Below are 20,759 nucleotides of genomic sequence, written 5' to 3' on the forward strand. Positions count from 1 at the left end.
GCTTTAAAGGATAGAGCTATGAACGACCTGACGACTTTCCCGATCACGAAAAAATGGCCCGCCCGGCACCCCGAGCGCATCCAGCTGTATTCGCTGCCGACGCCGAACGGCGTGAAGGTCTCCATCATGCTGGAAGAAACGGGACTGGCCTACGAGCCGCATCTGGTGCGCTTCGATCACAACGACCAGCTGACGCCGGAATTCATGTCGCTCAACCCGAACAACAAGATCCCCGCCATCATCGATCCGAATGGCCCGGACGGCAAACCGCTGGCGCTGTTCGAGTCGGGCGCAATCCTGATTTACCTGGCCGAAAAGAGTGGCCAGTTCCTGCCGCCCGATGCTGCGGGGCGCTACGAGACGATTCAATGGGTGATGTTCCAGATGGGCGGCGTCGGACCGATGTTCGGCCAGCTTGGCTTCTTCCATAAATTCGCGGGCAAGGATTACGAAGACAAGCGCCCGCGCGACCGCTACGTGGCGGAAGCGAAGCGCCTGCTCGGCGTGCTCAATGAACGGCTGGCGCAGCGCACCTGGATCGTGGGCGATACGTACACCATCGCGGATATCGCCATCTTCCCTTGGGTGCGTAACCTGATCGGGTTTTACGAGGCCGGGGACCTGGTCGGTATCGCCGATTTCCCGCATGTGACGCGCGCGCTGGAACAGTTCGTGGCGCGTCCGGCGGTGGCGAAAGGGCTGGAAATTCCAAGCCGGGATGCGGCCGCCTGAATCAGGCGTCGAATGGCGGCATGGTGTTGTCCTGATAAGCCGACTCCCCGATGAAGAACCAGTGGGCCAGTTCACTCAAGCGCTGGTATGCGGCATCCAGGTAGGCCTGGCCTAGCTGGTTGCGAAATCCTGGGGAAGATGAGAGTACCTTGACCATGTCGTCGTGCAGCCAGAAGCCTTCGGCCATCCAGCGCTCCAGCCGGTCGCCGTGGTCGGCGCTTTCCAGATAACGCTGCATGACGGCGATGAGGCGCGCGAACGCGGCCTTGTCCCAGCGGGCGAAACAGCGCAGCTCGACCAGGAAGCCGTCATCGGCATGGAATTCGCGCCGTAGCGCTTCAATCGGGTCGGGGGACGCTGTCATGGGCTGCGTTTCAGCAGGTTCCACGCGAAAGGCGTGTCGGCGCCGGTCGGAATCACGCTGCGCACGGTGAGCTGCGGGACGGCGCCGTCGAGGCGTTCGGCGCATAGCGCGAGCAGGTGCTCGGGCGTGGGCCGGAATTGCCAGAAGCGCCAGCGCGCACCATCGTCGCCCAGTTCAGGGTCGACGGCAAGGGCGACGCTGCGCTCGTCCGGGAAATGGAAGCTGAAACGGTCGAGCGGGATCGACAAGCCAATGCCGCGCGCCTTGATGTAGGCTTCCTTGAAAGTCCAGTATTCAAAGAAGCGGTCCTGGTGCCGTTCTTCGGGCACGGTGGCCAGCTCGGCCACTTCGGCCGGCGCGAAACAGTGCGCGGCGAGGTCGCCGGAAACCTGGCGCGTAGCGAGGTTTTCAACGTCGACGCCCAGCACGCGGTCGCGCGTGACGGCCAGCGCGATCAGGCCACGCGTGTGCGAGACGTTGAAGTTGAGCGAACGCGCGTCGGGGTGCGCGTTGCCGATGGCGGGGCGGCCGTACTCATTCGGGATGAAGGTCCAGTCGGCCGGCGCCACCGGCGCATAGCGCGAGAGCGTGGTGCGCACCAGCGCGCGCGTGGCCAGGTAGCGCAGGCGGTCGTCCTCACGGTAGAAGCGGATTTGCTGCTGGCGCTCGGCGTCGTTGAGCAGCTCGAGCATGGCCGCCTGCAGCGCGGGGGCGGTGAGGGTCTGGTAGAACACCAGCCAGATGTCGATCTGCTCGCTGGTGAGCGGGTGGTGTGGAATCATGCTGGGGTCAGGCGCGCATCAGGGCGGCCAGTTCGGCGGCGCCCAAGGCGCCGTGGAAGAGGCGGAAGTCGTCGATGTTGCCGTGCAAGGAGGCGTCGGTGGGGAACTGCGAGCGGCCTAGCCAGTTCTGGCTGGTCGGTCCCAGGCGGAAGGGCGCCAGCGCCAGGGCCGTGTTGCGGCCCACTTCGGCGCCGTTGACGTACAAGATTCCCGTACTGCCCGATAGGGTGACCGCCACATGGACCCACTGTCCCACGGGCAGCGCGGCGTTGCCGGAAATGCCTTGTTCGCCGGCGGGGAAGTTGGTGCTGATGCCGAAGCGGACCACGCCTTTGTTGTTGCGCGGCGTAAGCATCATGTAGTGCCCCGGCCCGCTGCCGAAGTCGAACACGCGCGACCATGGCGTGGCCGCGTCCAGGTAGACCCAGGTGGCCACGGTGAAGTCGGCCAGGTCCGCAACGAGGTTGTTGGGCAGGCTGACATGGCCGCCCGCGCCATCGAAGGCGACCGCGCTGCCGGTGCGGCCGGCGGTCCAGGTGGCGCCCCTGGCCAGAGTGCCGGCGTGGCCGTTGCCGCTGGCGTCCGCCGCCACCGTGCCTGATGCTTCGTTCATGTTCAGCCGGGTGTGCGGCGCCAGTCCCGCGATAACGCGCGCCGCGACCGAGGGGGCGCTTTCCTTGCCGGCGATATGCGCTGTCACCACGTAGTAAACGACGCCGGCGGGCATGCTGGTGTCGGTGTAGCTGAGCAGGCCGCCGATGCCGCTGGCCAGGACTTTGTAGGGGCCACCCAAGGCCGTGGCGCGCTTGACGGTGTAACTGCTGGCTTGGGCGCAGCCCCACCAGCTGAGAACGACCTTGCCCGCAGTCTGGCGCGCCGACAGGCCGCTCGGGACGCTGCCGGCCATGGGTTCGCGCGTGAAGGTCAGGGTACCGAAGCCAAGCTGGTCGCCGTTGCCGCCATCGCCTTCGGGACGGGTTTGCAGTGCTTGCGCGCCGGTGCAGGGAGCGGCCAGGCCGCGCCGGTTGGCGTAGTGCTGGTGAACCATTTCCCACACGGGACGCAGGATGCCTTGCGATTCGGACGAGAAGGCGCTTTGGCAGGCGTTGATGTTCTGGTAGGGCGTGTAGGGCACCGGGTAAAAGGCGCCGGCGCCATCGCGCAGATTGGATTTGGCGACGTATTCGGCACCGGCGAGGAAGCGGTTGTTGTCGTAGCCGTACATGTCGTCGCCCTGGTTCCACGCCATTTCGCAGAACGCGCCGGCCAGGCCGATGCCGAGCGTGGCATGGCCCTGGTCGCGGCCACTTTCCTGCCACTGGCCGAGGTGGCCGGGGTGGAGGTAGTAAACAGCCTGGGAACTGGCGCCGTTGCCGGGACCCGTCATGTAATAGTTCAGGGCCTCGTGGTACAGGTCTTCGCGGTCGCACAGCACGCCGATGGCGAGGATGGAGGCGAGGGTGCACTGATCCCAGGCGGCCCAGTAGCTGGTGATCTCGGCGCCGTTGTGCTGGACCAGGAACTGATGGTTGAGCGGGTAGAACACGGTGAGCATCATGTGCTGGAAGCGCGCGACATCGGCTGGCGCCCATCCGGCGTAGGTGCGCATGATTTCGGCGGCGTTGGCGAACTGGTAGCCGTAGATGCCGGCCGCGAGGAAGCGGTCGGCGTTGCCGCTGATGGTGGTGAGGGTGGATGACCAGGCGTTGAGGAAGGCGATGGCGCGGTCGGCATAGGCTGTGTCGCCGCAGACTTTCCAGCGCAGCGCGAGCTGGTAGGCGCGGGCGATGTCGATGTACAGCTGCGCGAAGTTTTGTCCGGCGCCGCCACGGATGACGGTTTCCAGGGGACGCGGCGTGGCGTTCAGCCGGGAGCGGCCGTTGGCGATGAGGGCTTTCCAGCCGCCGGTCCATGGCTCGGCGTTGGCGGCGACCTTGGCGCGCATGCGCTCGAAGTCGGCGGCGGTATGCAGCAGGCCAGGGTGGACGAAGCGGCGTGGCGCGGCAGGGGCGATGGCGTTCGAGCGCTTCGATTCGGTGACGCTGATGGAGCTGCCGGCGTCGTCCACGCCGCCACCGCCGCAGCCGGTGAGACCCAGCGAACCGAGTGCCGCAAGGCTGACGCCGCCAGCGCAGAACTGGCGCCGCGTGGATGGAAATGTCGGTTTGCTGTCGGACATGGGACTCCTTCGGGATGAATGCCACCGGCCACCGGCCGCCGTGCGGGCAATGATTGTACCGCGTCGGTGGATGACCGATGGAGTGCCTGCCATTTTGCGAATGGGAGCAGGCGCGAACGGCAAAAATGGTGTCGTGGAGAAGCCTTCCTTCGGCTATAATATTTGCCATGATCAACATTGCAAAGCGACAAACACTGCACATCTGGATCGCCATGCTGGCCATCCTGTTCAGTACGCTGGCGCCCGGAATGGCGCGCGCGATGTCCGCTTCCGGCGCCACCGCCGGCACGATGGAAATCTGTACCGCCAATGGCTACAAGCTGGTCAAGGTCGGTGACGCCGACGCCAGCAAGACGCCGGGGTCGGCACAACACGGCATGGAGCATTGCGCTTTCTGCCTCACGCACGGCGGCTCGCTCGGCTTGAGCGGCGCGCTGCCCGAAAGGCTGGCGTTCGATGCCGTGCGCGATGTTTATCCGCCGCTTTTCTACACCGCACCCGGATCCCTGCACGCCTGGTCCACGGCCAATCCGCGCGCGCCTCCCCACCTCGTCTGATCGACCGCTGCGGCGCACATTCGTGCGTCCGCGCGGCCACACATCCAGTTACAGCCTTGCGCGCCGGTCCGCCGGTCCGCCGGTGCACGCTGCCGCCTTGTCGCGGCCATCTGAAACCTGTTTGACGAGTATTCCATGAACCCATCGTTTTTTGCCGCGCCAGCCAGCCTGGCCATCTTCCTGCGCACGCTGCGCTGCTTTAACGCCGCCGCTTTTGTCGCGCTGGCGTTCTTCTATTTCGCATCGTATTGCCTGCCGCCGTTGCCGGCCTTTCCGATGCAGCTCATTGCGCTGACCCAGCCAGTGCACTGATTTCGCACGGCAGTCGTCCGCAAGCCGGATGCATCGATGCTGGCCGCGCCGCGGCCAGCATCGTGACCAGCTGCGTCGATTTGCCCTTGCAACAGCGTTTTTGACTTCACAACACATCACTTATCAGGGAATTACCATGAAACCGCTTTATCTGTCCGTCTGTCTGGCCGCCGCCGGCGGCGCTGGCCTGAACGCGCACGCCCAGAGCGACGCCGCACAGGAACTCGCGCCGCACATGAAAGTCATCGTCTCGGCGATTGGCGAAGGCTTGCAGCCGCGTAGCTCCGGCGCCGGCGACACGGCGCTGTTGCTCAGTTCCACGGCGGGTTACAGCGTGGCACAGGGCGGCGGCGTATCCGGCCTGCCGTTCGTCAATGGCCTGGGCGACGACCGCCTCAAGATTCGCATCGACGGCATGGAAATCACCTCGGCCTGCGCCAACCATATGAATGCGCCGCTGTCGAACATTGCGTCCAGCCAGGTCGGCCGCATCGAGGTGCTGGCCGGCGTGACGCCAGTCAGCGCCGGTGGCGACAGCATCGGGGGCACCATCACCGTGAAGTCGGCGGCGCCCGTGTTCGCCAAGGCGGGCGAGGCGCTGCGCACCGGCGGCAAGCTCGTGTTGAGCGGGCGCAGCAACGGCGAGGCGGTCAACGCGGGGGTGTCGGCCACGGTCGCCAGCGACAGCATGAGTTTCGGCTACAACGCGGCGTATTCGCACGCTCATAGCTACGAGGATGGCGACGGCAGGCGCGTGGCGGGCAGCCTGTACGAGAGCATCAACCAGTCGGCCGTGCTGGCCTTGCGCGAGCAGAACCAGCAGCTGACAATGCGTGTCGGCACCCAGCGCATTCCCTACCAGGGTTTTCCCAACCAGTTCATGGACATGACGGGCAACGACGGCAAGTTCGCGAACGCGGGCTATGCCGGCAAGTTCGGCTGGGGTGAACTCGACGCCAGCGCCTACTGGCAAAGCACCGACCACGAGATGGGTTTCTTCTCGCCTGAGCGGCCCGGCAACATGCCGATGCTGACGCAGGGCCGCAACGCCGGCTACGCGCTGCAAGCCACGCTGCCCTTGAGCGATGCCAGCACGCTGCGCTTGGGCCAGGAGTTCCACCGGTTCCGGCTGGACGATTTCTGGCCGGCCGTGGCGGGCTCGATGATGATGGGTCCGAACACCTATATCAATATCAACGATGGCCGGCGCGACCGCGTCGCGCTGTTCGGCGAGGCCGAAACCCGGCATGACGCGCGCTGGACTTCGCTGTTGGGCGCGCGCTGGGAATCGGTGCGCATGGACGCCGGCGTGGTCCAGCCGTATGCCCAGAACATGATGAATGCGGCCGATGCCGCCGCCGCAGCCGCCTTCAACGCGGCCGGACGCAGCCAGCGCGACCGCAATCTGGACCTGACCGCACTGGCGCGCTTCGAGGCCGACGCGGGCAGCACCTACGAACTGGCGGCGGCGCGCAAGACGCGTTCGCCCAATCTGTACGAGCGCTATTCCTGGGGCCGGGGCACGATGGCGATGACGATGACCAACTGGTTTGGCGACGGCAATGGCTATGTGGGCAAGGTCGACCTGAAGCCGGAAACGGCCACCACGCTGGGATTTACCGCGCACTGGCGCGGCGCCGGCGGGCCGTCCAGCTGGTTCGTGAAGCTCAATCCGTATTACAACCGGGTGCAGGATTACATCGACGTCGATGTGGTGGGTCAGTTCACGCCCTACCGGGTCGCAAACGCGCGGCGCGCGCTGCTGCGCTTCGCCAATCATGACGCCAGACTGTACGGGGCCAATCTGTCGTGGAGCATGCCGCTGGCCAGCAGCGGCAGCTTGGGATCAGTGAAATTCGGCGGGAACGCGGCTTATACGCGCGGCAAGCGCGCGGACGGCGGCGACCTGTACCACATCATGCCGTTCAACGCCTTGCTGACGCTCGAACACAGCAATGGCGCCTGGAACAGCCGGGTGGAGAGCAAGCTGGTGGCCCGCAAGGAGCGGATCGATGCCCGCCGCCTGGAACCGGAAACCGCCGGCTATGCGCTGCTGGGCGCCCGCACCAGCTACCAGATGCGCAAAAACGTGCAGTTGACGGCCGCCGTGAGCAATCTGCTCGACAAGGCGTACGCCGAGCCGCTGGGCGGTGTGTATTTGTCGGGGCTGCGTGCCGCCGGCGCTTTGCAGCCATTGCCGGGTCACGGGCGCTCGGTCGAGCTTGGCCTGAGCGTGGGGTTTTGACGGCAACTCATTGAGCGCGCCGCATACCGGGTAAGGGCGGCGCCGTCCGCCCTGGCGCCCGGGTCGGCGTACCGCCAACCCGGGGCCACGATCATTTGAAGGAATCGCACTGGCCAGGCGGCGCGGCGCTTACTGAGGTCGCAAGAAAGCGCTAGTGAACGACCAGGTTGTCGAGCTGCGTCGCCGCGCTGGTGCCGGCGAGCGGAAAGCTGCGCTTGCGCGGGAGTTCGGCCTCAGTCGCGAGTTCCTCTATCAATACCTGAGAGTGACGCAGCGGCTTAATCCGATTTTCCGTTCCACTGTACCTTCAACGCCCGCTCCTGGCGCAACTCGGTTTCCAGCACGGTCAGTTGACGCATCAACGCCTGTTTTTCCTGGGCGCCGGCGTGTGCCGCGCTGTCGGCGATGGCCAGGCGCGAGGCGGCGATTTCCGACTCGCGCGCCCGTACCGCCAAAGCGATCTTGCTGTCGCTCAGTTCGGCCTGCATGGCATCGTGCCGGGTTTGCAACTTGTCGAGCTGGGCGGACAGCGCCGCCACCTGGAACGCGGCCCGTTCGGATTCGGTGCGTGCGCGCGCGGCCTCGCTGTGTGCGGCCTCGGCGGCTTGGTGCAGGCGTGCATTCTCGGTTCCGGCTTGGGAGAGCTGGCCGCCAAGCTGCGCGGCCTGGCCCTTGTGATGCAGCAATTGCTGGCGCAAGGTCACCAATTCCCGGTCGACCAGGGCGGCGCGCTGCTCGAAACCCTGGCGTTCCTCGGCGCGCTGGGCGGCGGTGGCCGCGTGGTAATGGTCGAACTGGGCGCGCGCCTGCGTCAGCTGGGCGTTGAGCGAGACGACTTCCGAGGCGCGGTCGGCGAGGCGCTGCTGCAGGCCAGCCTGTTCGCTGCGGGCGCCGGCAAGGTCGACCGTCAGCAGGTGGTTCGCCTGATGGGCCTGCGCGAGGGTGGTGGTTGCGCCATCGAGCTCGGTTTCGAGCGCCTTCACCCGCTGTTCCAGCACGGCCCGTTCCGCGCGCGACTGTTGCAACTCATCGGCGAGCTGTTCAAGCCCAGCCGCGTGGGCGAGCTTTTCCACGTCCAGATTCTGCTGGAAATCCGTTTTGATCGACTCATACACCCCCTTGACCGCTTGCAACAGGCTCGGCGGCACGCCGGGCGTGGCGGGGGCGGGCGCCTGCTGGTGTTCTTCCTTCCAACGCTTGAGCATGGGCGCGATCGTGCTTTTACTGCCGGTGCCGCCAAGCGCTTCACGAACGGTGTCCACGGTGGGGTTCTTGTTATCGGCAGCGAGACCGGCAGCGGCGGCTGCAACGTGGGAATAGAGGATGCCGGCACGTGCCATTGGGGGATTCCTGAATAAGGTAACATATTACGTGTTACGTAATATTACCTTATATTACGTTAAGACGCATCCTTAAACAGCGTTTTTGTTGATCGCGATAAGAGATGTTATCGTGAGTTATCCGTCTTCCCGCCGTGATATGCTGCGTAATACCCGTTACAAATCGCGTTTTCCCGCGACCCGCCATGCCCGATACCATCCTGCCCGTTCCTGTAGCGCCCGCCGCCGGTCTGGCGCCCCCGCGTAACGCCATTACGCCCCTCGATGCCGAGCTGAGCGCGCAGCACCGTGCCTTCCTCGCCGCCGCCACCTCGGACAACACGCGCCGCACTTACCGCTCGGCCATCCAGCATTACCTGTCCTGGGGCGGGGTGCTGCCGGCCGACGAGCCGGCCATGATCCGCTACCTGCTGGCATTTTCCGCCTCGCTCAACCCGCGCACGCTGGCACTACGACTTACTGCGCTGTCGCAGTGGCACGTACATCAGGGCTTTGCCGATCCGGCGTCCACGCCGACCGTCCGCAAGACCCTGGCCGGCATCACCCGCACCAACGGCAAACCGAAAAAGAAGGCCAAGGCACTGCCGGTGGAAGACCTGGAACGGATCGTCGGGGAACTCGCGCGCCTGGGCACGCTGAAAGCGGCGCGCGACAGCGCCTTGCTGCAGATCGGATTTTTCGGAGGATTGCGCCGCAGCGAGCTCGTGGCCATTGACGTGAGCCACATCGGCCTGCAAACGGAAGGCATGACCATCACCCTGCCGCGTTCGAAAACCGACCAGACGGGGGAGGGCATCGTCAAGGCGATTCCTTACGGCGACGGCGCCTGCTGCCCGGCCACGGCGCTGCGCACCTGGCTCGATGCCGCCGGCATCGCCAGCGGCCCGGTGTTCCGCCCGATCAGCAAATGGGGCGAGGTGTCGGCCGCCTCCCTGCACGAAGGCAGCGTCAACACCATCCTTGAGCAATGCGCGCGGCTGGCCGGACTCGACTACGTTCCCGACCTGTCCAGCCACAGCCTGCGGCGCGGCATGGCCACCAGCGCGCACCGCGCCGGCGCCAATTTCCGCGATATCAAACGGCAGGGCGGCTGGCGCCACGATGGCACCGTGCAAGGCTATATAGAAGAGGCCGGCCGCTTCGAGGACAACGCCGCCGGTACCCTGCTCAGGTCGAATCATCGCCAGAAATAGATGACAAGCCTACACCCGGCCTCACCGGTGCAAGCGCCATCGTCATGCCTCGTGCTGAGGCGTGTGCATAAAGCCCGGTTTTCTGCGAGCTGGTCGTTTAGATAGTATTGTGCCGGCCCCCGGCCGGGCGTGCCATGAAATGCGCTGTTTTTTGGACGCAAGCCCACCCTCGGGAGGTACTTGACCATGGTTCGCCGCATATTCAGGCACTGGCTGCTTGCCCTCGTGCTCGTCCTGCTGCTGGTGTTCGCCGTGCCGCCGCTGGTACTGTCGCTATTGCACCACCAGGAGGCGTCGGATTCCGACCCCGGCCGCGGCGCCGCCACCGTTGCCCAGGACGCGTTCGGCGACAGTTTCACCAAGGTGGCCTACCTCGAGCAAAACTGGCAGCCGCAAGACAGCCTGTGGTTCTACACCACCACGCAGGGCTCGAACCTGCTGCCTTACGACTTCTTCATGGCGCTCGAACAGCCGGGCGACAAGCAGGCCGAATGCCGCCCCGCCACATTCCAGGTCGGATCGCGCGAATTCGATCCCGTCAAGGTTGGCCTCCGCAGCGGCGGCTACGACGGCTTCACCTTCGACACCCGGCTGCCGGGAAACAGCAACGCCGGTCACGAATACGGCTCGGTCGCCGCCGTCAAGGGCGACAAAACCGTACCCCCGCTGACCAGGGAAGATCGCCTCGACCTGCTCGACTACCTGAAAGCGCAGTGAAACAGGCGCCATTTTTTAAGGCCGCCTTCAGCCCCGCGCGCGCGCAGCCCCTATAATGAGGGCTTGTGCAGTCATTAAAACAGGAGAATTCAAGATGGCAATCAGTCTGACCAAGGGTGGCAACGTCAACCTGAGCAAGGAAGCGCCCGGCCTGACGAAAATGGTAATCGGCCTGGGTTGGGACGCCCGGTCCACCAGCGGCGTCGAGTTCGACCTCGACGGCTCGGTGTTCTTGTTGAAGGCCGACGGCAAAGTCCGCGCCGACACCGACATGATCTTCTATAACAACCTCAAATCCGTCGATGGCAGCGTGACGCATTCGGGCGACAACCGGACCGGCGCCGGTGATGGCGACGACGAAAGCATCACCGTCGACTTGAGCCGCGTACCTGCCGACATCGACAAGATTTCGGTGTGCGTCACCATCCACGAAGCGCTCGCGCGCAAGCAGAACTTCGGCATGGTATCGAATGCGTTCGTACGCTGCATCAATGCGGCCGACAACACCGAAATCGCGCGTTTCGATCTGTCCGAAGACGGCTCGACCGAAGCTGCCATGATTTTCGGCGAAGTCTACCGCCATGCCGGCGACTGGAAATTTCGCGCGGTCGGCCAGGGCTTCAATGGCGGCCTGGGCCCCTTGGCGTCCTCGTTCGGCGTCAGCGTATAGGCGGATGGCCCGTCACCCCCGCCCAGGCAGGGGATGCGACGGGCCGTGAATGCCAGGTCAGCAATGCTGCCAGAACTTCTCGTTCCACGGACGGAAGTCCATTTCGCTGGTCCACGCCGTGCGCGGCTGGCGGTGCAGGCCGAACACCGCATCGGCCAGGTGCCGTGGCTCGGCCTGGGTATAGCCGGCCTCAAAAATATCCGAATCCTTCACGTCCGCATCGATCACCACGTGCGCCACGTGGATCCCCGACGGCCACACCTCGCGCGCCAGCACCTGGGCCAGCGCCCGCAGTCCGAATTTGCCGACCGCCAGATTGAGGTGATCTTCACGCCCGATCAGCGACGACGTCGAACCGGTGAGGATAATGCTGCCCCGGCCTAACGGCACCATCATCCGGGCCGCGGCGCGCGCCACGATAAAGCCGCCCAGGCAGTTCTGGCGCCAGCTCTCTTCGAACGCCGGCACTTCGGTGTCGAGCACCGTTCCGGGGCAAAAACCCTGCACCGCATAGACCACCAGGTGCGGTGCGCCCAGTTCGGCGGTAACCGTGGCGAGCAAGGCGGCGACCGAACGTTCGTCGGTGGCGTCGCAGCCATAGGCGTTCACCTGTCCGCCCGCAGCGCTCAATTCATCCACCAGGTCGTCGAGCCGCTCGGCGTTGCGCGACGCCAGCGCCACCCGCATGCCGGATGCCGCGAAGCGCCGCGCCAGTTCAAAACCATACCCGGGGCCGACGCCGACGATCAGCGCCGTTTCGGTCGACGCATCGCGTTCGCTGTCATAGTCGCGCAGAGGGGAGGCGGCGCTCGCCGGCGGCACCGGCGTGCCCCGATCGAGCTTCACGCGCTGATGCTGACGGCGCCGGTTATTCGATACCGGCACGCTGCGGCCGAAACGGTAGAAGAGGGAAACCGGGCCGACCGAGAGCTGTCGCCAACCGTTCAAGCTCCTCCACAGCCGCATCATTGGAACGGCAAACATCGCCGGCCTCACTTCGGGTAGGTTGGTAGACAAGATTGGCGCCTTTGCTTGAAGGTTTAGCCCAAACCACGGGTTTGTGTTTTCAACAATACAAGCAAATTAACTTTATTTCAACAAATGAATCTATTAATGCAACACAAACCCTGCGTTTAAAGCAACAGGGGGGCGTCTCAGAAAACGGAAAAAATCGTACGCCAAGCCGCGCAGCTATTTTTTCAGCCTGCTGCGCGCCAGCAGTCGCGCCACCGTGGACGGATGAACATTGAACAGGCGTGCCGAATCGGCGGCCATTTCTGGCCGCAATCTTCACAGACGATTTCAGACATGCTGCTCCCTCCTCAGTGCAGTGTTGATGGCGCCGTCGGCGTACCGCCACAGCATTTTTTGACTTTCTTACCGCTGCCACAAGGACAAGGATCGTTGCGCCCGACCTTCGGTGTCGCCCGGACGATGGGCATCGCCCGCATGGGCGCGTGGCCGGGCATCGCTCGCCTCGATTTCCAATAGGCTGCGATCTCGACCAACGACGGCACTATGGCACCGATCCATCGGGCAGCATCGCCTTGCTTGTCGGTGATCGCAATGCCGTCTTCGGTCCCCAAACGCATGAATGGCGCGAACCAGGTCGGTTGTCCGACGGCGAGCAGGCTCCACGCGCGCTCGTCGAACTGGAAACCGCAGAGGAAACCATCTGACCATTCGGCGGCGCCGTAGTCTGCGCCGCGCATGTACATGGGCTCGAAACCGGCCGGGTCGGTGTTGAAAGCCTCGACGACCGCGTTGTAATGCCGCATCAGCAACGAGAGGACGCGGTTCGCATGCGAGTTGTCGAACACGGGCTCGGCCCGGCCATCGACATGGTCCCATACCCATGGCAACCATGCGGACGGGGGAATCAGCCCGGGACCGATGGCGATCGCGGCAAGGTAGCCGTCGAGCATCGCGAGATCCATCGACGTCGATTCTATCGATTCGTCGCCAAGAAAATCATCAAGCTCGCAAAGTTCGGGATCGGACAAGCCGTGCATGGTTGGGTTGCGCTTGTCCTTGCCGGGCGGCGGGCCGATCACCGCGTCGATGCCCTGTTCATCAATGGTGCGCATGGCCTCGTCCAGCGCCCCCTGGTCGGTCGGGAATAGATCATCCCAAACGGTCGAGTTACCGTGCTCGTCGACTACCTCGAGTATCCAATCCTCATTCTCTGCGCGATAGATTTCCACCTCGACACTCCTTCCGTTACGGCTTACTGTCCGATTCAGAGGGGAATAGATGATGGGCGTGTCGTCGTCGATATTTGTCACTTTTTTCAATCCTGGTTGTTCTGCTTGTTGGTGCGTTCTAAAAGGGGAGAACAGGGGAAACGGGAAAAATCGTACGCTAAGGTTTTTTCCGGGTTGCTCAGCTAATTTGTGAGTTTGTTGCGGGCCAGCAGTCGCGCCACCGTAGACGGATGGACATTAAACAGGCGCGCCGATTCGGCGGCCGTTTTCTGACCGGAATCGACCAAGTGGACAATTTCCTTTTGTTGTCGCGCCGTGAGCTTGGGGCGACGGCCGCCGATGCGGCCTTCTCCGCGGGCGGCCAACAAGCCGCTGCGGGTGCGCTCGCGCAGCATGGCGCGTTCGAACTCGGCGAACGATCCCACGATCTGCATCATCATGCGTCCGGCCGGCGAGGTGGTGTCGACGGCTTCGGTCAGGCTGAGGAATCCCGCGCCTGTCTTTTCCACCGTCTCCATGAGAGTCAGCACGTCCTTGAGCGAGCGTGATAGGCGGTCGAGCTTCCAAACGACCAGCACGTCGTCCTTGCGCAACTGATCGAGCAGGCGGCTCAGTTCGGGGCGATCCCAGCGGCCCGCCGACGCCTTCTCCTCGAATATCCGTCCGCATCCCGCCGCGTTCAACGCCGCGATCTGTGCCGTGTTGTCCTGGTCCTGGGCGGAGACGCGGGCATATCCGATTCGCATGGAGCAGTCCTTTCTTACTTGACTTCGGTTGCGGCCGGTCCGGGCCGATCCGGGCCGGGCCGATTCTCCAGCCGCGCCCTCGACAACGCCACCGCTTCATGCAGCTTTTGCTCCAGCAGTTGCCGGGACGGCAAGCCGGTCAGGTACTCGGCGACGTGAATGCCGCTTTGGTCAAGTTCCAGCAGTTCTATCTGTTCACGGTTCTTGCCCGTGCAAAGAATAATGCCCAGTGGCGGCGCTTCGCCCGGCTCTTGTTCATGTTTGGCCAGCCAGCGCAGGTAGAGCTCCATCTGGCCCTTGTCGGCCGCCTTGAATTCGCCGAGCTTGAGTTCGATGGCGACCAGGCGCCGCAAGCGGCGGTTGTAGAACAGCAGGTCAATGTAAAAATCGTTGTTGTCAATTTGTAGCCGTTTTTGGCGGGCGACAAAGCTGAAACCACTCCCCAGCTCCAACAGGAAATTTTCCAATTCACGCAGAATGGCGTCTTCGAGATCTTTCTCAAGGTAGCGATCGCGCAGCCCCAGGAAGTCCAGCACGTAGGGATCCTTCAGCACGAGGTTCGGGCCAAGTACCCCCTGATCGCGCAGGGTCGCCAGTTCGTTCGTCAGCAATTCGTCGGGCTTGCGCGAAAGCGCCGTGCGCTCGAACAGCATGGAGTCGAGCCGGCCCTGCAAGGTGCGCGTGCTCCAGCCCTCGTCGCGACACATCTCCAGGTAGAACTCCCGCTTGAGGGGATCGTCGATGTAAATTAGGCTACGCAAATGGGTCCAGCTCAATTGTCTACTCAGCGCGTAGACAATCTCCTCGGTCTCGAACACCTCGCCAAAGCGCAGCATGTGGCGCAGGTTCTTGGCGCCGAAGCCGCGCCCGTGTTCGACTTCTAATTGTCGCGCTAGCGAAGCGACGATCTGTTCGCCGTAGCCGGCCCGCTCCCCTTGGAGCACCTCGGCACATATGCGTCGGCCAATGCGCCAGTAAAGCATGGTTAAGGCCGAATTGACCGTGGCGGCCAGTCCGGCCCGCGCTTCGCCGATCAAGACGCGAATGTCGCCGGCCAGACCGGTTGTTGCGGCTGCAGCTTGTATGTCTTGCGGTTCCACCAGCTTGCTCCTCGATACGGTTCGTTCAGCACAAACCTGTTGCCAATGACAATCATTATGCAATACATTTACGCACCATGTATACGCCATGGGAATCGTGTGCGGGCATTTCCACTTCTTCGAGAGTCGACATGCCTCGTCGTTCCATTCTGTCCGCCGCAGAGCGGGAAAGCCTACTGACGTTGCCGGATACGCAAGATCACCTAATCCGGCACGACACATTCAACGAATCCGATCTGGCGCTGATTCGTCAGCGTCGTGGCGATGCCAACCGCCTGGGTTTCGCGGTGCAACTTTGCCTGCTACGCTACCCCGGCTATGGCTTGCCGGTCGATGCGGTCCTGCCCTCGTCATTCGTACAGTGGGTCGCTCATCAAATTCGCATCGATCCTGCGTGTTGGCCACAGTATGCCGGGCGCGAGGAAACCCGGCGCGAGCATCTGCTTGAATTGCGCACCTACTTGGGCATGGTGCCATTCGGCTTGTCCAGTTTCCGAAAAATCGTCCGTGCCTTGGATGATCTGGCTTCTGAGGCGACCCAGCTTAGCGTACGATTTTTTCCGTTTTCTGAGACGCCCCCAACAGGTCTGGCTTGCTGACCGTCGCGTGTGTTGGTCCATGCGATCCCAGCAGGACCGGCAATCCGGTCAGCGCTTCCAACTGCGCCACGAACGACGCGGCATCGGCCACGGGCTCGCCCGCATAGTGCGGGGTGGCGCGCGCCAGCAAGTGTCCCAGCCGCTCCTGGTGCGCCAGATCGTGCGCGGCGCCGGGCAGGATCGCGCTGATTCGCCCCGAATCCGGGTCGCGCACACACAAACCATCGGCTACCGCATCGGCCTCGTAGCCGCTGCACCAGCGCAGCGCGCGTTCGCGCTTGAATACGTCGAGATGACTGACCAGCAAGCCGTCGAGCGGCCCCGCCACCTGTAGCGCGTAGCGCAGCAGCAGCGCATCGGGGTGGCCGCGCCGGAAGCGCCCTTGCCAGCCGTCGGACGCATTGTGCGGCTCGGGCAGGTGATCGAGCCGCGCGTCGTGCGTGGGCAGCGGCCCGTTGCCGTGGCGCGTCATGTACGAACGCAGGATGCCCAGGTGTTCGATGCGCGCATGCTGGCCAGCGTCAGTGGCCACCGCCTGCACCGACGCCGGATGGATGCTGCTCCACGTCGTATGCGGGTGAAAGCCACGCCACTCATCGAGCAGCACGCCCTGCGCACCCTCGAACAGCACGCAGCCCGGCAGGTGCAGCCGCTGCGCTACCTGCGCATGCGAGGCCGGCGGCACCTGGCGCGTCAGCTCCGCCACGCGCTCGAGCCAGCGCGCGGCCATGCTGGCGTCGTCCAGTAGCGCCAGTTCGGCGGCGTAGGCATCCTGCCTGGCCGGCTCCGCGCAACGCGGCCCGAAAGCGGCGCGCAGCGTGCGGCGCATCGGTTCCAGCTTTGCCAGCGCCACCGCCGGCCGCACCAGGTCCGCATAACGCAGGATCTGGTCCGGATGGTCGATGCCATGGCCGGCCGTCTCGCCCACGCCGACCCCGCAGCTGCCATGCGCCGCAACCCCGCGCTGCAACTCGCGCATGCGTCCCGCCGCCTGGTGAAACGGCGTGGTGACGCGGCAGCGGCCATCGATCAGGATGCGCGCAAGGGCATCATCGACCCCGGCGCGGCGCAGGTAGGCGTCTTCCACCAGCAGCGCGGTCGGATGCACGATCACCGGGAAGGCCAGCAAGGTAGCCACGCCCGGCACGAAGCTGCCCGCGCCGAACTGTGCGAAGGTATGATGGCGGCCGTCGGGCAGCACCACATTGTGGCCGGCCTGGGCGCCGCCGTTAAAGCGCACCACCGTATGCGCGCCCCACTGCCGGCACAGGTAATCGGTGAACAAGCCCTTGCCGCAATCGCCAAAGCCAAGCCCCAGCAGGGATACCAGACGGGTCGAAGACATGGCCATCCTTACGCGAACATGCGCTTCCACCACGCCGACGGAACTGCCGGCGTGCCCGCTGCGGTAACGTGTACGCGCGCGGCCGCATTCGGATCGAGCAGGTCGGCATACGGACGCAGGGCGCGCACGATGGCCGACACGCGCTGCGGCGCGATGGCATTGGCGCCCAGTGTAGCCACCAGCGCATCCATGTCGGGAATGGCGCGCTCGGTCAGGCCGACGATGGCGGCCGCCACCGCACAGGCATCGCCCGGCTCCTCCATGCAAATGACATGGTCGCCCAGCAGGTCGCGCCAGCGCTTTTCGCAGCGGCCGCGCCGCCCCAGGTCAGGAATCAGGAAAAACACGTGATACGTTTCGGCGGCCGCCGCGATGGCTTCGGCAATCGGCACGTCCGCATCCAGCGTGTCGCCCACCAGGCTGCCGATCTGGTGGCGCGAGACCGCCGGGTAAGGCAGCTCGTCGCCCGTGATGAACAGGTAGCCCTTCTTGCGCCGCTTGACCCAGCAATCCATGTCGGTATGCTGCGCCACCATGTAAAAGGCCAGCTCGTAGCTCTCTTCGCCGCTGCCGCCACCGCCGCCTTCCAGGTAACTCCACGTGAGCCACTGGTCCATCAGCTCCGCGGTCGATTCGAACTGGCCGACCTGCAGCGGCGCATGGTCGGACGTGGCGTCGCCGATGGCCATGAACAGCAGTTGCGGATCGGCGACGCCGACCGCGTTGAGCAGGGACATGAAGGTTGGCAGCTCTTTGGTGGCCAGGCTTTGCGGAATATCGCCCATCGACCCGGTGACGTCGAGAGCGAACACGATGCCCAGCGAATTGGGATGGTCGTCGCTGTCGCGCGATTCGCGGATTTTCAAGCCCTTGGGGTTCATCAGCGGGTGGCAACCGCGCTGGGTGAACACTTCGCTGCGGGATGCCGACGCGCGGTCGGCGACCAGTGCTGCGTGGGCAGCGTGGGAGTAATTACCTTGACCCATGATAGTTCCTTTGTTTGTCTAGTTGGACGGGGTGGGATTGAAGTCGATGAATCTGGCCGGACCGAACGCCTCTTTCGCTGCGCGGCCGACCGCCTGGCGCATGCCTTCCGCGCCCAGCGCCGCGCACCAGGCGCGATCGAGGCTGGCGCGTTCCAGCAGGCGCGCCAGCGGTGGCGGGGTGGCACGCGAGATGGCCGGCTCGCCGGGTGCATCGGCCAGCATGGTGCGCATCGCCCAGGCCAGTTGCATCAGGTCGCGCCCTTGAGCGCCGCCATCGTGCCGGCTGCGGCGCGCGCCGGACCAGCCGATGATCAACACGCCGTGATCGGCCGGATGCACCAGCAGATGCTCGGGCGCCAGGCGGCCGTGGCTCCAGCCGCCCGCATGGACATAGGCCAGCACTTCGAGCACGCGGCGCCACATCCACACCGCGTGGCGGGCATCGATCGCGCGGCCATACGCAAGCCGCACGTCGGCCAGGCTGCCCCAGAATCCCGTGGGGTGGCGCAGCACCAGCACCTCGCGCTGCTGGCCATCCGGGCTGGCGCTGCTGCCCACGGCCACCGCTTGCGGCAGGCGCTGGGTGAAATAGGCGGCGCCGGGCACGTCGTCCGCCTGCAACTGGTCGAGAATCGCTTTTTCGCGCGCCAGCTGGCCGGCGGGCGCACCGGCGTGGGCGATTTTCAGCACCACGCGCCGTGGCATGGCGCCGCTGCGTTCGGCCAGCGCCAGGCTTGCGCTGCCGCCGGCGCCCAGGTGGGCGATGGTCTTGTAGCACTGGCCGCCGCAGGCGATGTCCGCCGCGCTGTCGCCGGCTCGCGAACGCAGGTAGGCTTCATGAAAATCGGCGGCGCGCACCAGGTCTTCGCTGCGCGTGACGTCCGCCCCGCAATACGTGCAGGTGACGATGCGCCACAGCGCTTGCCGGGGCAGCGGGCTGCCGCACTGAGGACAAAGCAGGGTGAGCGGAGTCATGTCGACGTCATGCCAGGATGCGTTTTTTCTCGGCGTCGAACTCGGCGTCGGTCAGGATGTTCTGCTCGCGCAGTGCCGCCAGGTCGCGCAGCAGTGCCATGCGCTGGGCCGGCGCATCGGGCACGATCGATCCCGCCATCTTCCCGACGCTCGCGCCCAGCGTGCTGCCCAGGGCGACGCCCATGCCGGCGCCGAGCACCGTCCCGGCGCTGCCTTCATTGCGCGCGGCCGCTTGCAGTACGTCGAAACGGCGTTGTTCCTGGTAGTCGAAGCCGATGATGTTCATTTCGGCGCGCCGCGCCAGGGCCGCCTTGAGTTTCTGGACCGCGCTGTCGGTCTCGGGCACGTTGATCGATTCAATGCTGAACTGCGTCAGCGCCACGCCGTACTGCGCAACCTCGCCGGCCAGCGCCTTGCCGATGGTGGCCGACAGTGCATCGAGCCGGGACGAGATCTCCAGCACCGACACGCCGCTGGCGCTGATCGCGCCGGCAATCGCGCTCTTGATGCGCGTGGTGCTCATGGCGCGGAAGTACTCGGCCAGGGTGGCCGCATCCATGCTGCGCGCGGTGCCGACCAGTTTCATCAAAAACAGCTTCGGATCGGCCACTTCGATGGCGTACTGGCCGAAGGCGCGTACCGGCACCATGATGCCGAATTTCGGGTCTTGCAGCTGGATCGGGTCCGGCGTGCCCCAGCGTACGTCGAGCGTGGTGGCCAGGTTCACGAACCAGACTTCGGCCGAAAACGGCGACTGGCCGCCGAACGGCAGGCCCACCAGCTTGCGCAGCAAGGGGATGTTGCCGGTCGAGAGTGTGTGGCGGCCGGCGCCGAACGGCCCTTCGTACACGCCGTCGCGCACCACGAAGGCGACCTGCGACTCGTTGACGATCAGCTGCGTCATCGTCGAAAGTTCCTGCGAGGGGTATTTCCATGCCAGCTGGCTCGGGCCGCCGTCCCACTTCACCCTGTCGATAATGGCCATGATCGTGTTCTCCATGCTTGATTGGTCAAATGCCGCGCTTGAGCAGCCCGGGGCGGTCGCGAAATTGCGGGCGCAGCCGGTACAACTGCGCCGGACGGCTGGGGCTGGACGCATCCATCTGTCCCTCGGCCGCTTCCAGCACGTCCAGTTCGGCCATCTTGCGGCGAAAGCTCACCTTGTTCAGCGGTTCGCCCATCAGCGCTTCATACACGCGCTGCAACTGCGGCAGCGTGAACAGTTCACCGACCAGGAAGCAGGGCAGCGAGGAATACTGGCTCTTGCTGCGCAGCCGTTCGAGCGCCGCCGCAATGATCGTGGCGTGGTCGAAGGGCAGGGGCGGCAGCCGGTCGACGGGAGCCAGCTTCACGCCCGGATGGCCGGCCGCGGCGATGACGGCGTGCGGCACCAGCGCGTAATAGGCGAGCGACAGCGACCAGCCGCGCGGATCGCGCGCCGCACCGGAAAAGGCGGCCAGTTGTTCCAGGTAGGGAACGTCGATGCCGGTTTTGGTCTTGAGCACGCGCAGGGCGGCGTCGAAGCCATGGCGGTCCTTGTCGGTGTGGATGTAGCCGCCGGGCAGGGCGGCGACAGCCTTGTACGGCTCGCGTTCGCGCTTGAGCAGGGCGACCGCCAAGCCCTCGTCGCCAAGCGTGAGCAGGACCGTGTCGACGGTGCAGATAACGTCATTCACACTGGACTCCTGAGGAAGGTTCGATTGAGTTGACATG

At 64.8% G+C, this 20,759-nt stretch carries 21 protein-coding genes and 2 pseudogenes; 10 read left to right on the plus strand and 13 right to left on the minus strand.

The window, feature by feature from the left end; all coding sequences use genetic code 11:
* Positions 1-18 precede the first annotated feature (18 nt).
* Positions 19-732 carry a glutathione binding-like protein gene (locus F2P44_RS29860; RefSeq protein WP_167092980.1) on the plus strand — a complete coding sequence of 238 codons (714 nt, stop codon included), beginning with the start codon at positions 19-21 and terminating at the stop codon, positions 730-732.
* Position 733: 1 nt separating this feature from the next.
* On the opposite strand, the gene F2P44_RS29865 is transcribed toward F2P44_RS29860, so the two are convergent.
* Genes F2P44_RS29865 through F2P44_RS29875 form a run of 3 tightly spaced genes read right to left on the minus strand, consistent with a single transcriptional unit; the run spans position 734 to position 4,057 of the window.
* On the minus strand, positions 734-1,096 hold the full coding sequence (locus F2P44_RS29865) for a hypothetical protein (protein ID WP_167092982.1): 363 nt from the start codon (positions 1,094-1,096) through the stop codon (positions 734-736).
* Complete coding sequence (locus tag F2P44_RS29870) at positions 1,093-1,878, minus strand: 4'-phosphopantetheinyl transferase family protein (protein WP_167092984.1); 786 nt, start codon at positions 1,876-1,878, stop codon at positions 1,093-1,095. The genes F2P44_RS29865 and F2P44_RS29870 overlap by 4 nt, the downstream gene beginning before the upstream one ends.
* 7 nt (positions 1,879-1,885) lie before the next feature.
* Positions 1,886-4,057, minus strand: coding sequence for a LamG-like jellyroll fold domain-containing protein (locus F2P44_RS29875; protein ID WP_167092986.1), 2,172 nt, complete (start codon positions 4,055-4,057; stop codon positions 1,886-1,888).
* A gap of 167 nt (positions 4,058-4,224) precedes the next feature.
* On the opposite strand from F2P44_RS29875, the gene F2P44_RS29880 reads away from it, so the two are divergent.
* From F2P44_RS29880 to F2P44_RS36820, 4 genes and pseudogenes are all read left to right on the plus strand, one after another.
* Complete coding sequence (locus tag F2P44_RS29880; protein ID WP_167092988.1) at positions 4,225-4,614, plus strand: DUF2946 domain-containing protein; 390 nt, start codon at positions 4,225-4,227, stop codon at positions 4,612-4,614.
* 135 nt (positions 4,615-4,749) lie between these two features.
* Positions 4,750-4,926: a hypothetical protein gene (locus F2P44_RS29885; RefSeq protein ID WP_167092990.1), complete on the plus strand. Its 177-nt coding sequence runs from the start codon at positions 4,750-4,752 to the stop codon at positions 4,924-4,926.
* 136 nt (positions 4,927-5,062) lie between these two features.
* Positions 5,063-7,171 (plus strand): TonB-dependent receptor plug domain-containing protein, encoded by a 2,109-nt coding sequence (locus F2P44_RS29890; RefSeq protein WP_167092992.1) that lies wholly within the window; start codon positions 5,063-5,065, stop codon positions 7,169-7,171.
* A 148-nt stretch (positions 7,172-7,319) separates the two neighbouring features.
* Positions 7,320-7,424: pseudogene (locus F2P44_RS36820) on the plus strand (recombinase family protein); the annotation flags it as partial.
* A 25-nt stretch (positions 7,425-7,449) separates the two neighbouring features.
* Here the strand turns inward: F2P44_RS36820 and F2P44_RS29900 are convergent.
* Positions 7,450-8,511 carry a DNA-binding protein gene (locus tag F2P44_RS29900; RefSeq protein ID WP_167092994.1) on the minus strand — a complete coding sequence of 354 codons (1,062 nt, stop codon included), beginning with the start codon at positions 8,509-8,511 and terminating at the stop codon, positions 7,450-7,452.
* Between the two features lie 185 nt (positions 8,512-8,696).
* Here F2P44_RS29900 and F2P44_RS29905 point away from each other — a divergent pair, with 185 nt between their 5' ends.
* The 3 genes from F2P44_RS29905 (at position 8,697) to F2P44_RS29915 (ending at position 11,091) form a co-directional block, all read left to right on the plus strand.
* Positions 8,697-9,704 (plus strand): site-specific integrase, encoded by a 1,008-nt coding sequence (locus F2P44_RS29905; protein WP_167092996.1) that lies wholly within the window; start codon positions 8,697-8,699, stop codon positions 9,702-9,704.
* Between the two features lie 186 nt (positions 9,705-9,890).
* Complete coding sequence (locus tag F2P44_RS36465) at positions 9,891-10,421, plus strand: hypothetical protein (protein WP_167092998.1); 531 nt, start codon at positions 9,891-9,893, stop codon at positions 10,419-10,421.
* A gap of 94 nt (positions 10,422-10,515) precedes the next feature.
* Positions 10,516-11,091: a TerD family protein gene (locus tag F2P44_RS29915; RefSeq protein ID WP_167093000.1), complete on the plus strand. Its 576-nt coding sequence runs from the start codon at positions 10,516-10,518 to the stop codon at positions 11,089-11,091.
* 57 nt (positions 11,092-11,148) lie between these two features.
* Here F2P44_RS29915 and F2P44_RS29920 read toward each other — a convergent pair whose 3' ends face one another.
* Positions 11,149-12,039 carry an SDR family NAD(P)-dependent oxidoreductase gene (locus tag F2P44_RS29920; RefSeq protein WP_223165126.1) on the minus strand — a complete coding sequence of 297 codons (891 nt, stop codon included), beginning with the start codon at positions 12,037-12,039 and terminating at the stop codon, positions 11,149-11,151.
* A gap of 80 nt (positions 12,040-12,119) precedes the next feature.
* Between F2P44_RS29920 and F2P44_RS29925 the strand changes: the two genes are divergently transcribed.
* Positions 12,120-12,341, plus strand: a complete 222-nt coding sequence (locus tag F2P44_RS29925; RefSeq protein WP_167093002.1) for a hypothetical protein — start codon at positions 12,120-12,122, stop codon at positions 12,339-12,341.
* Positions 12,342-12,413: 72 nt separating this feature from the next.
* On the opposite strand, the gene F2P44_RS29930 is transcribed toward F2P44_RS29925, so the two are convergent.
* From F2P44_RS29930 to F2P44_RS29945, 3 genes are all read right to left on the minus strand, one after another.
* Complete coding sequence (locus tag F2P44_RS29930) at positions 12,414-13,376, minus strand: UPF0149 family protein (RefSeq protein ID WP_370662762.1); 963 nt, start codon at positions 13,374-13,376, stop codon at positions 12,414-12,416.
* 101 nt (positions 13,377-13,477) lie between these two features.
* On the minus strand, positions 13,478-14,041 hold the full coding sequence (locus F2P44_RS29940) for a recombinase family protein (protein ID WP_167093004.1): 564 nt from the start codon (positions 14,039-14,041) through the stop codon (positions 13,478-13,480).
* Positions 14,042-14,055: 14 nt separating this feature from the next.
* A complete protein-coding gene (locus tag F2P44_RS29945) occupies positions 14,056-15,141 on the minus strand; it encodes a PDDEXK nuclease domain-containing protein (RefSeq protein WP_370662763.1) in 1,086 nt (361 codons plus the stop codon).
* A 131-nt stretch (positions 15,142-15,272) separates the two neighbouring features.
* Between F2P44_RS29945 and F2P44_RS29950 the strand changes: the two are divergent.
* Positions 15,273-15,668: pseudogene (locus F2P44_RS29950) on the plus strand (DUF4158 domain-containing protein); the annotation flags it as partial.
* Positions 15,669-15,684: 16 nt separating this feature from the next.
* Here the strand turns inward: F2P44_RS29950 and F2P44_RS29955 are convergent.
* The 5 genes from F2P44_RS29955 to F2P44_RS29975 are packed head-to-tail and all read right to left on the minus strand — an operon-like array spanning position 15,685 to position 20,722.
* Entirely contained in the window at positions 15,685-17,085 is a 1,401-nt protein-coding gene (locus tag F2P44_RS29955) for an adenylosuccinate synthetase (protein WP_229423834.1), read from the minus strand.
* 8 nt (positions 17,086-17,093) lie between these two features.
* Positions 17,094-18,071 carry a VWA domain-containing protein gene (locus F2P44_RS29960; protein WP_167093009.1) on the minus strand — a complete coding sequence of 326 codons (978 nt, stop codon included), beginning with the start codon at positions 18,069-18,071 and terminating at the stop codon, positions 17,094-17,096.
* 18 nt (positions 18,072-18,089) lie between these two features.
* On the minus strand, positions 18,090-19,046 hold the full coding sequence (locus tag F2P44_RS29965) for a protein kinase family protein (protein ID WP_167093011.1): 957 nt from the start codon (positions 19,044-19,046) through the stop codon (positions 18,090-18,092).
* A gap of 7 nt (positions 19,047-19,053) precedes the next feature.
* Positions 19,054-20,031, minus strand: a complete 978-nt coding sequence (locus tag F2P44_RS29970; RefSeq protein ID WP_167093013.1) for an SPFH domain-containing protein — start codon at positions 20,029-20,031, stop codon at positions 19,054-19,056.
* Positions 20,032-20,056: 25 nt separating this feature from the next.
* A complete protein-coding gene (locus tag F2P44_RS29975; RefSeq protein ID WP_167093015.1) occupies positions 20,057-20,722 on the minus strand; it encodes an NUDIX hydrolase in 666 nt (221 codons plus the stop codon).
* Between the last annotated feature and the right edge of the window lie 37 nt (positions 20,723-20,759).

This window comes from Massilia frigida (genome assembly GCF_011682175.1).
GTDB classification, from domain to species: Bacteria; Pseudomonadota; Gammaproteobacteria; order Burkholderiales; family Burkholderiaceae_D; genus Telluria_A; species Telluria_A frigida.

Excerpts from the sequence above, each read along its gene's own strand:
- F2P44_RS29860 (WP_167092980.1), top strand. The coding sequence starts at position 19 with ATGAACGACCTGACGACTTTCCCGATCACGAAAAAATGGCCCGCCCGG.
- F2P44_RS29970 (WP_167093013.1), bottom strand. The coding sequence starts at position 20,031 with ATGGCCATTATCGACAGGGTGAAGTGGGACGGCGGCCCGAGCCAGCTG.
- F2P44_RS29905 (WP_167092996.1), top strand. The coding sequence starts at position 8,697 with ATGCCCGATACCATCCTGCCCGTTCCTGTAGCGCCCGCCGCCGGTCTG.
- F2P44_RS29885 (WP_167092990.1), top strand. The coding sequence starts at position 4,750 with ATGAACCCATCGTTTTTTGCCGCGCCAGCCAGCCTGGCCATCTTCCTG.
- F2P44_RS29965 (WP_167093011.1), bottom strand. The coding sequence starts at position 19,046 with ATGACTCCGCTCACCCTGCTTTGTCCTCAGTGCGGCAGCCCGCTGCCC.
- F2P44_RS29870 (WP_167092984.1), bottom strand. The coding sequence starts at position 1,878 with ATGATTCCACACCACCCGCTCACCAGCGAGCAGATCGACATCTGGCTG.
- F2P44_RS29865 (WP_167092982.1), bottom strand. The coding sequence starts at position 1,096 with ATGACAGCGTCCCCCGACCCGATTGAAGCGCTACGGCGCGAATTCCAT.
- F2P44_RS29915 (WP_167093000.1), top strand. The coding sequence starts at position 10,516 with ATGGCAATCAGTCTGACCAAGGGTGGCAACGTCAACCTGAGCAAGGAA.
- F2P44_RS29900 (WP_167092994.1), bottom strand. The coding sequence starts at position 8,511 with ATGGCACGTGCCGGCATCCTCTATTCCCACGTTGCAGCCGCCGCTGCC.
- F2P44_RS29875 (WP_167092986.1), bottom strand. The coding sequence starts at position 4,057 with ATGTCCGACAGCAAACCGACATTTCCATCCACGCGGCGCCAGTTCTGC.
- F2P44_RS29940 (WP_167093004.1), bottom strand. The coding sequence starts at position 14,041 with ATGCGAATCGGATATGCCCGCGTCTCCGCCCAGGACCAGGACAACACG.
- F2P44_RS36465 (WP_167092998.1), top strand. The coding sequence starts at position 9,891 with ATGGTTCGCCGCATATTCAGGCACTGGCTGCTTGCCCTCGTGCTCGTC.
- F2P44_RS29960 (WP_167093009.1), bottom strand. The coding sequence starts at position 18,071 with ATGGGTCAAGGTAATTACTCCCACGCTGCCCACGCAGCACTGGTCGCC.
- F2P44_RS29890 (WP_167092992.1), top strand. The coding sequence starts at position 5,063 with ATGAAACCGCTTTATCTGTCCGTCTGTCTGGCCGCCGCCGGCGGCGCT.
- F2P44_RS29955 (WP_229423834.1), bottom strand. The coding sequence starts at position 17,085 with ATGTCTTCGACCCGTCTGGTATCCCTGCTGGGGCTTGGCTTTGGCGAT.
- F2P44_RS29880 (WP_167092988.1), top strand. The coding sequence starts at position 4,225 with ATGATCAACATTGCAAAGCGACAAACACTGCACATCTGGATCGCCATG.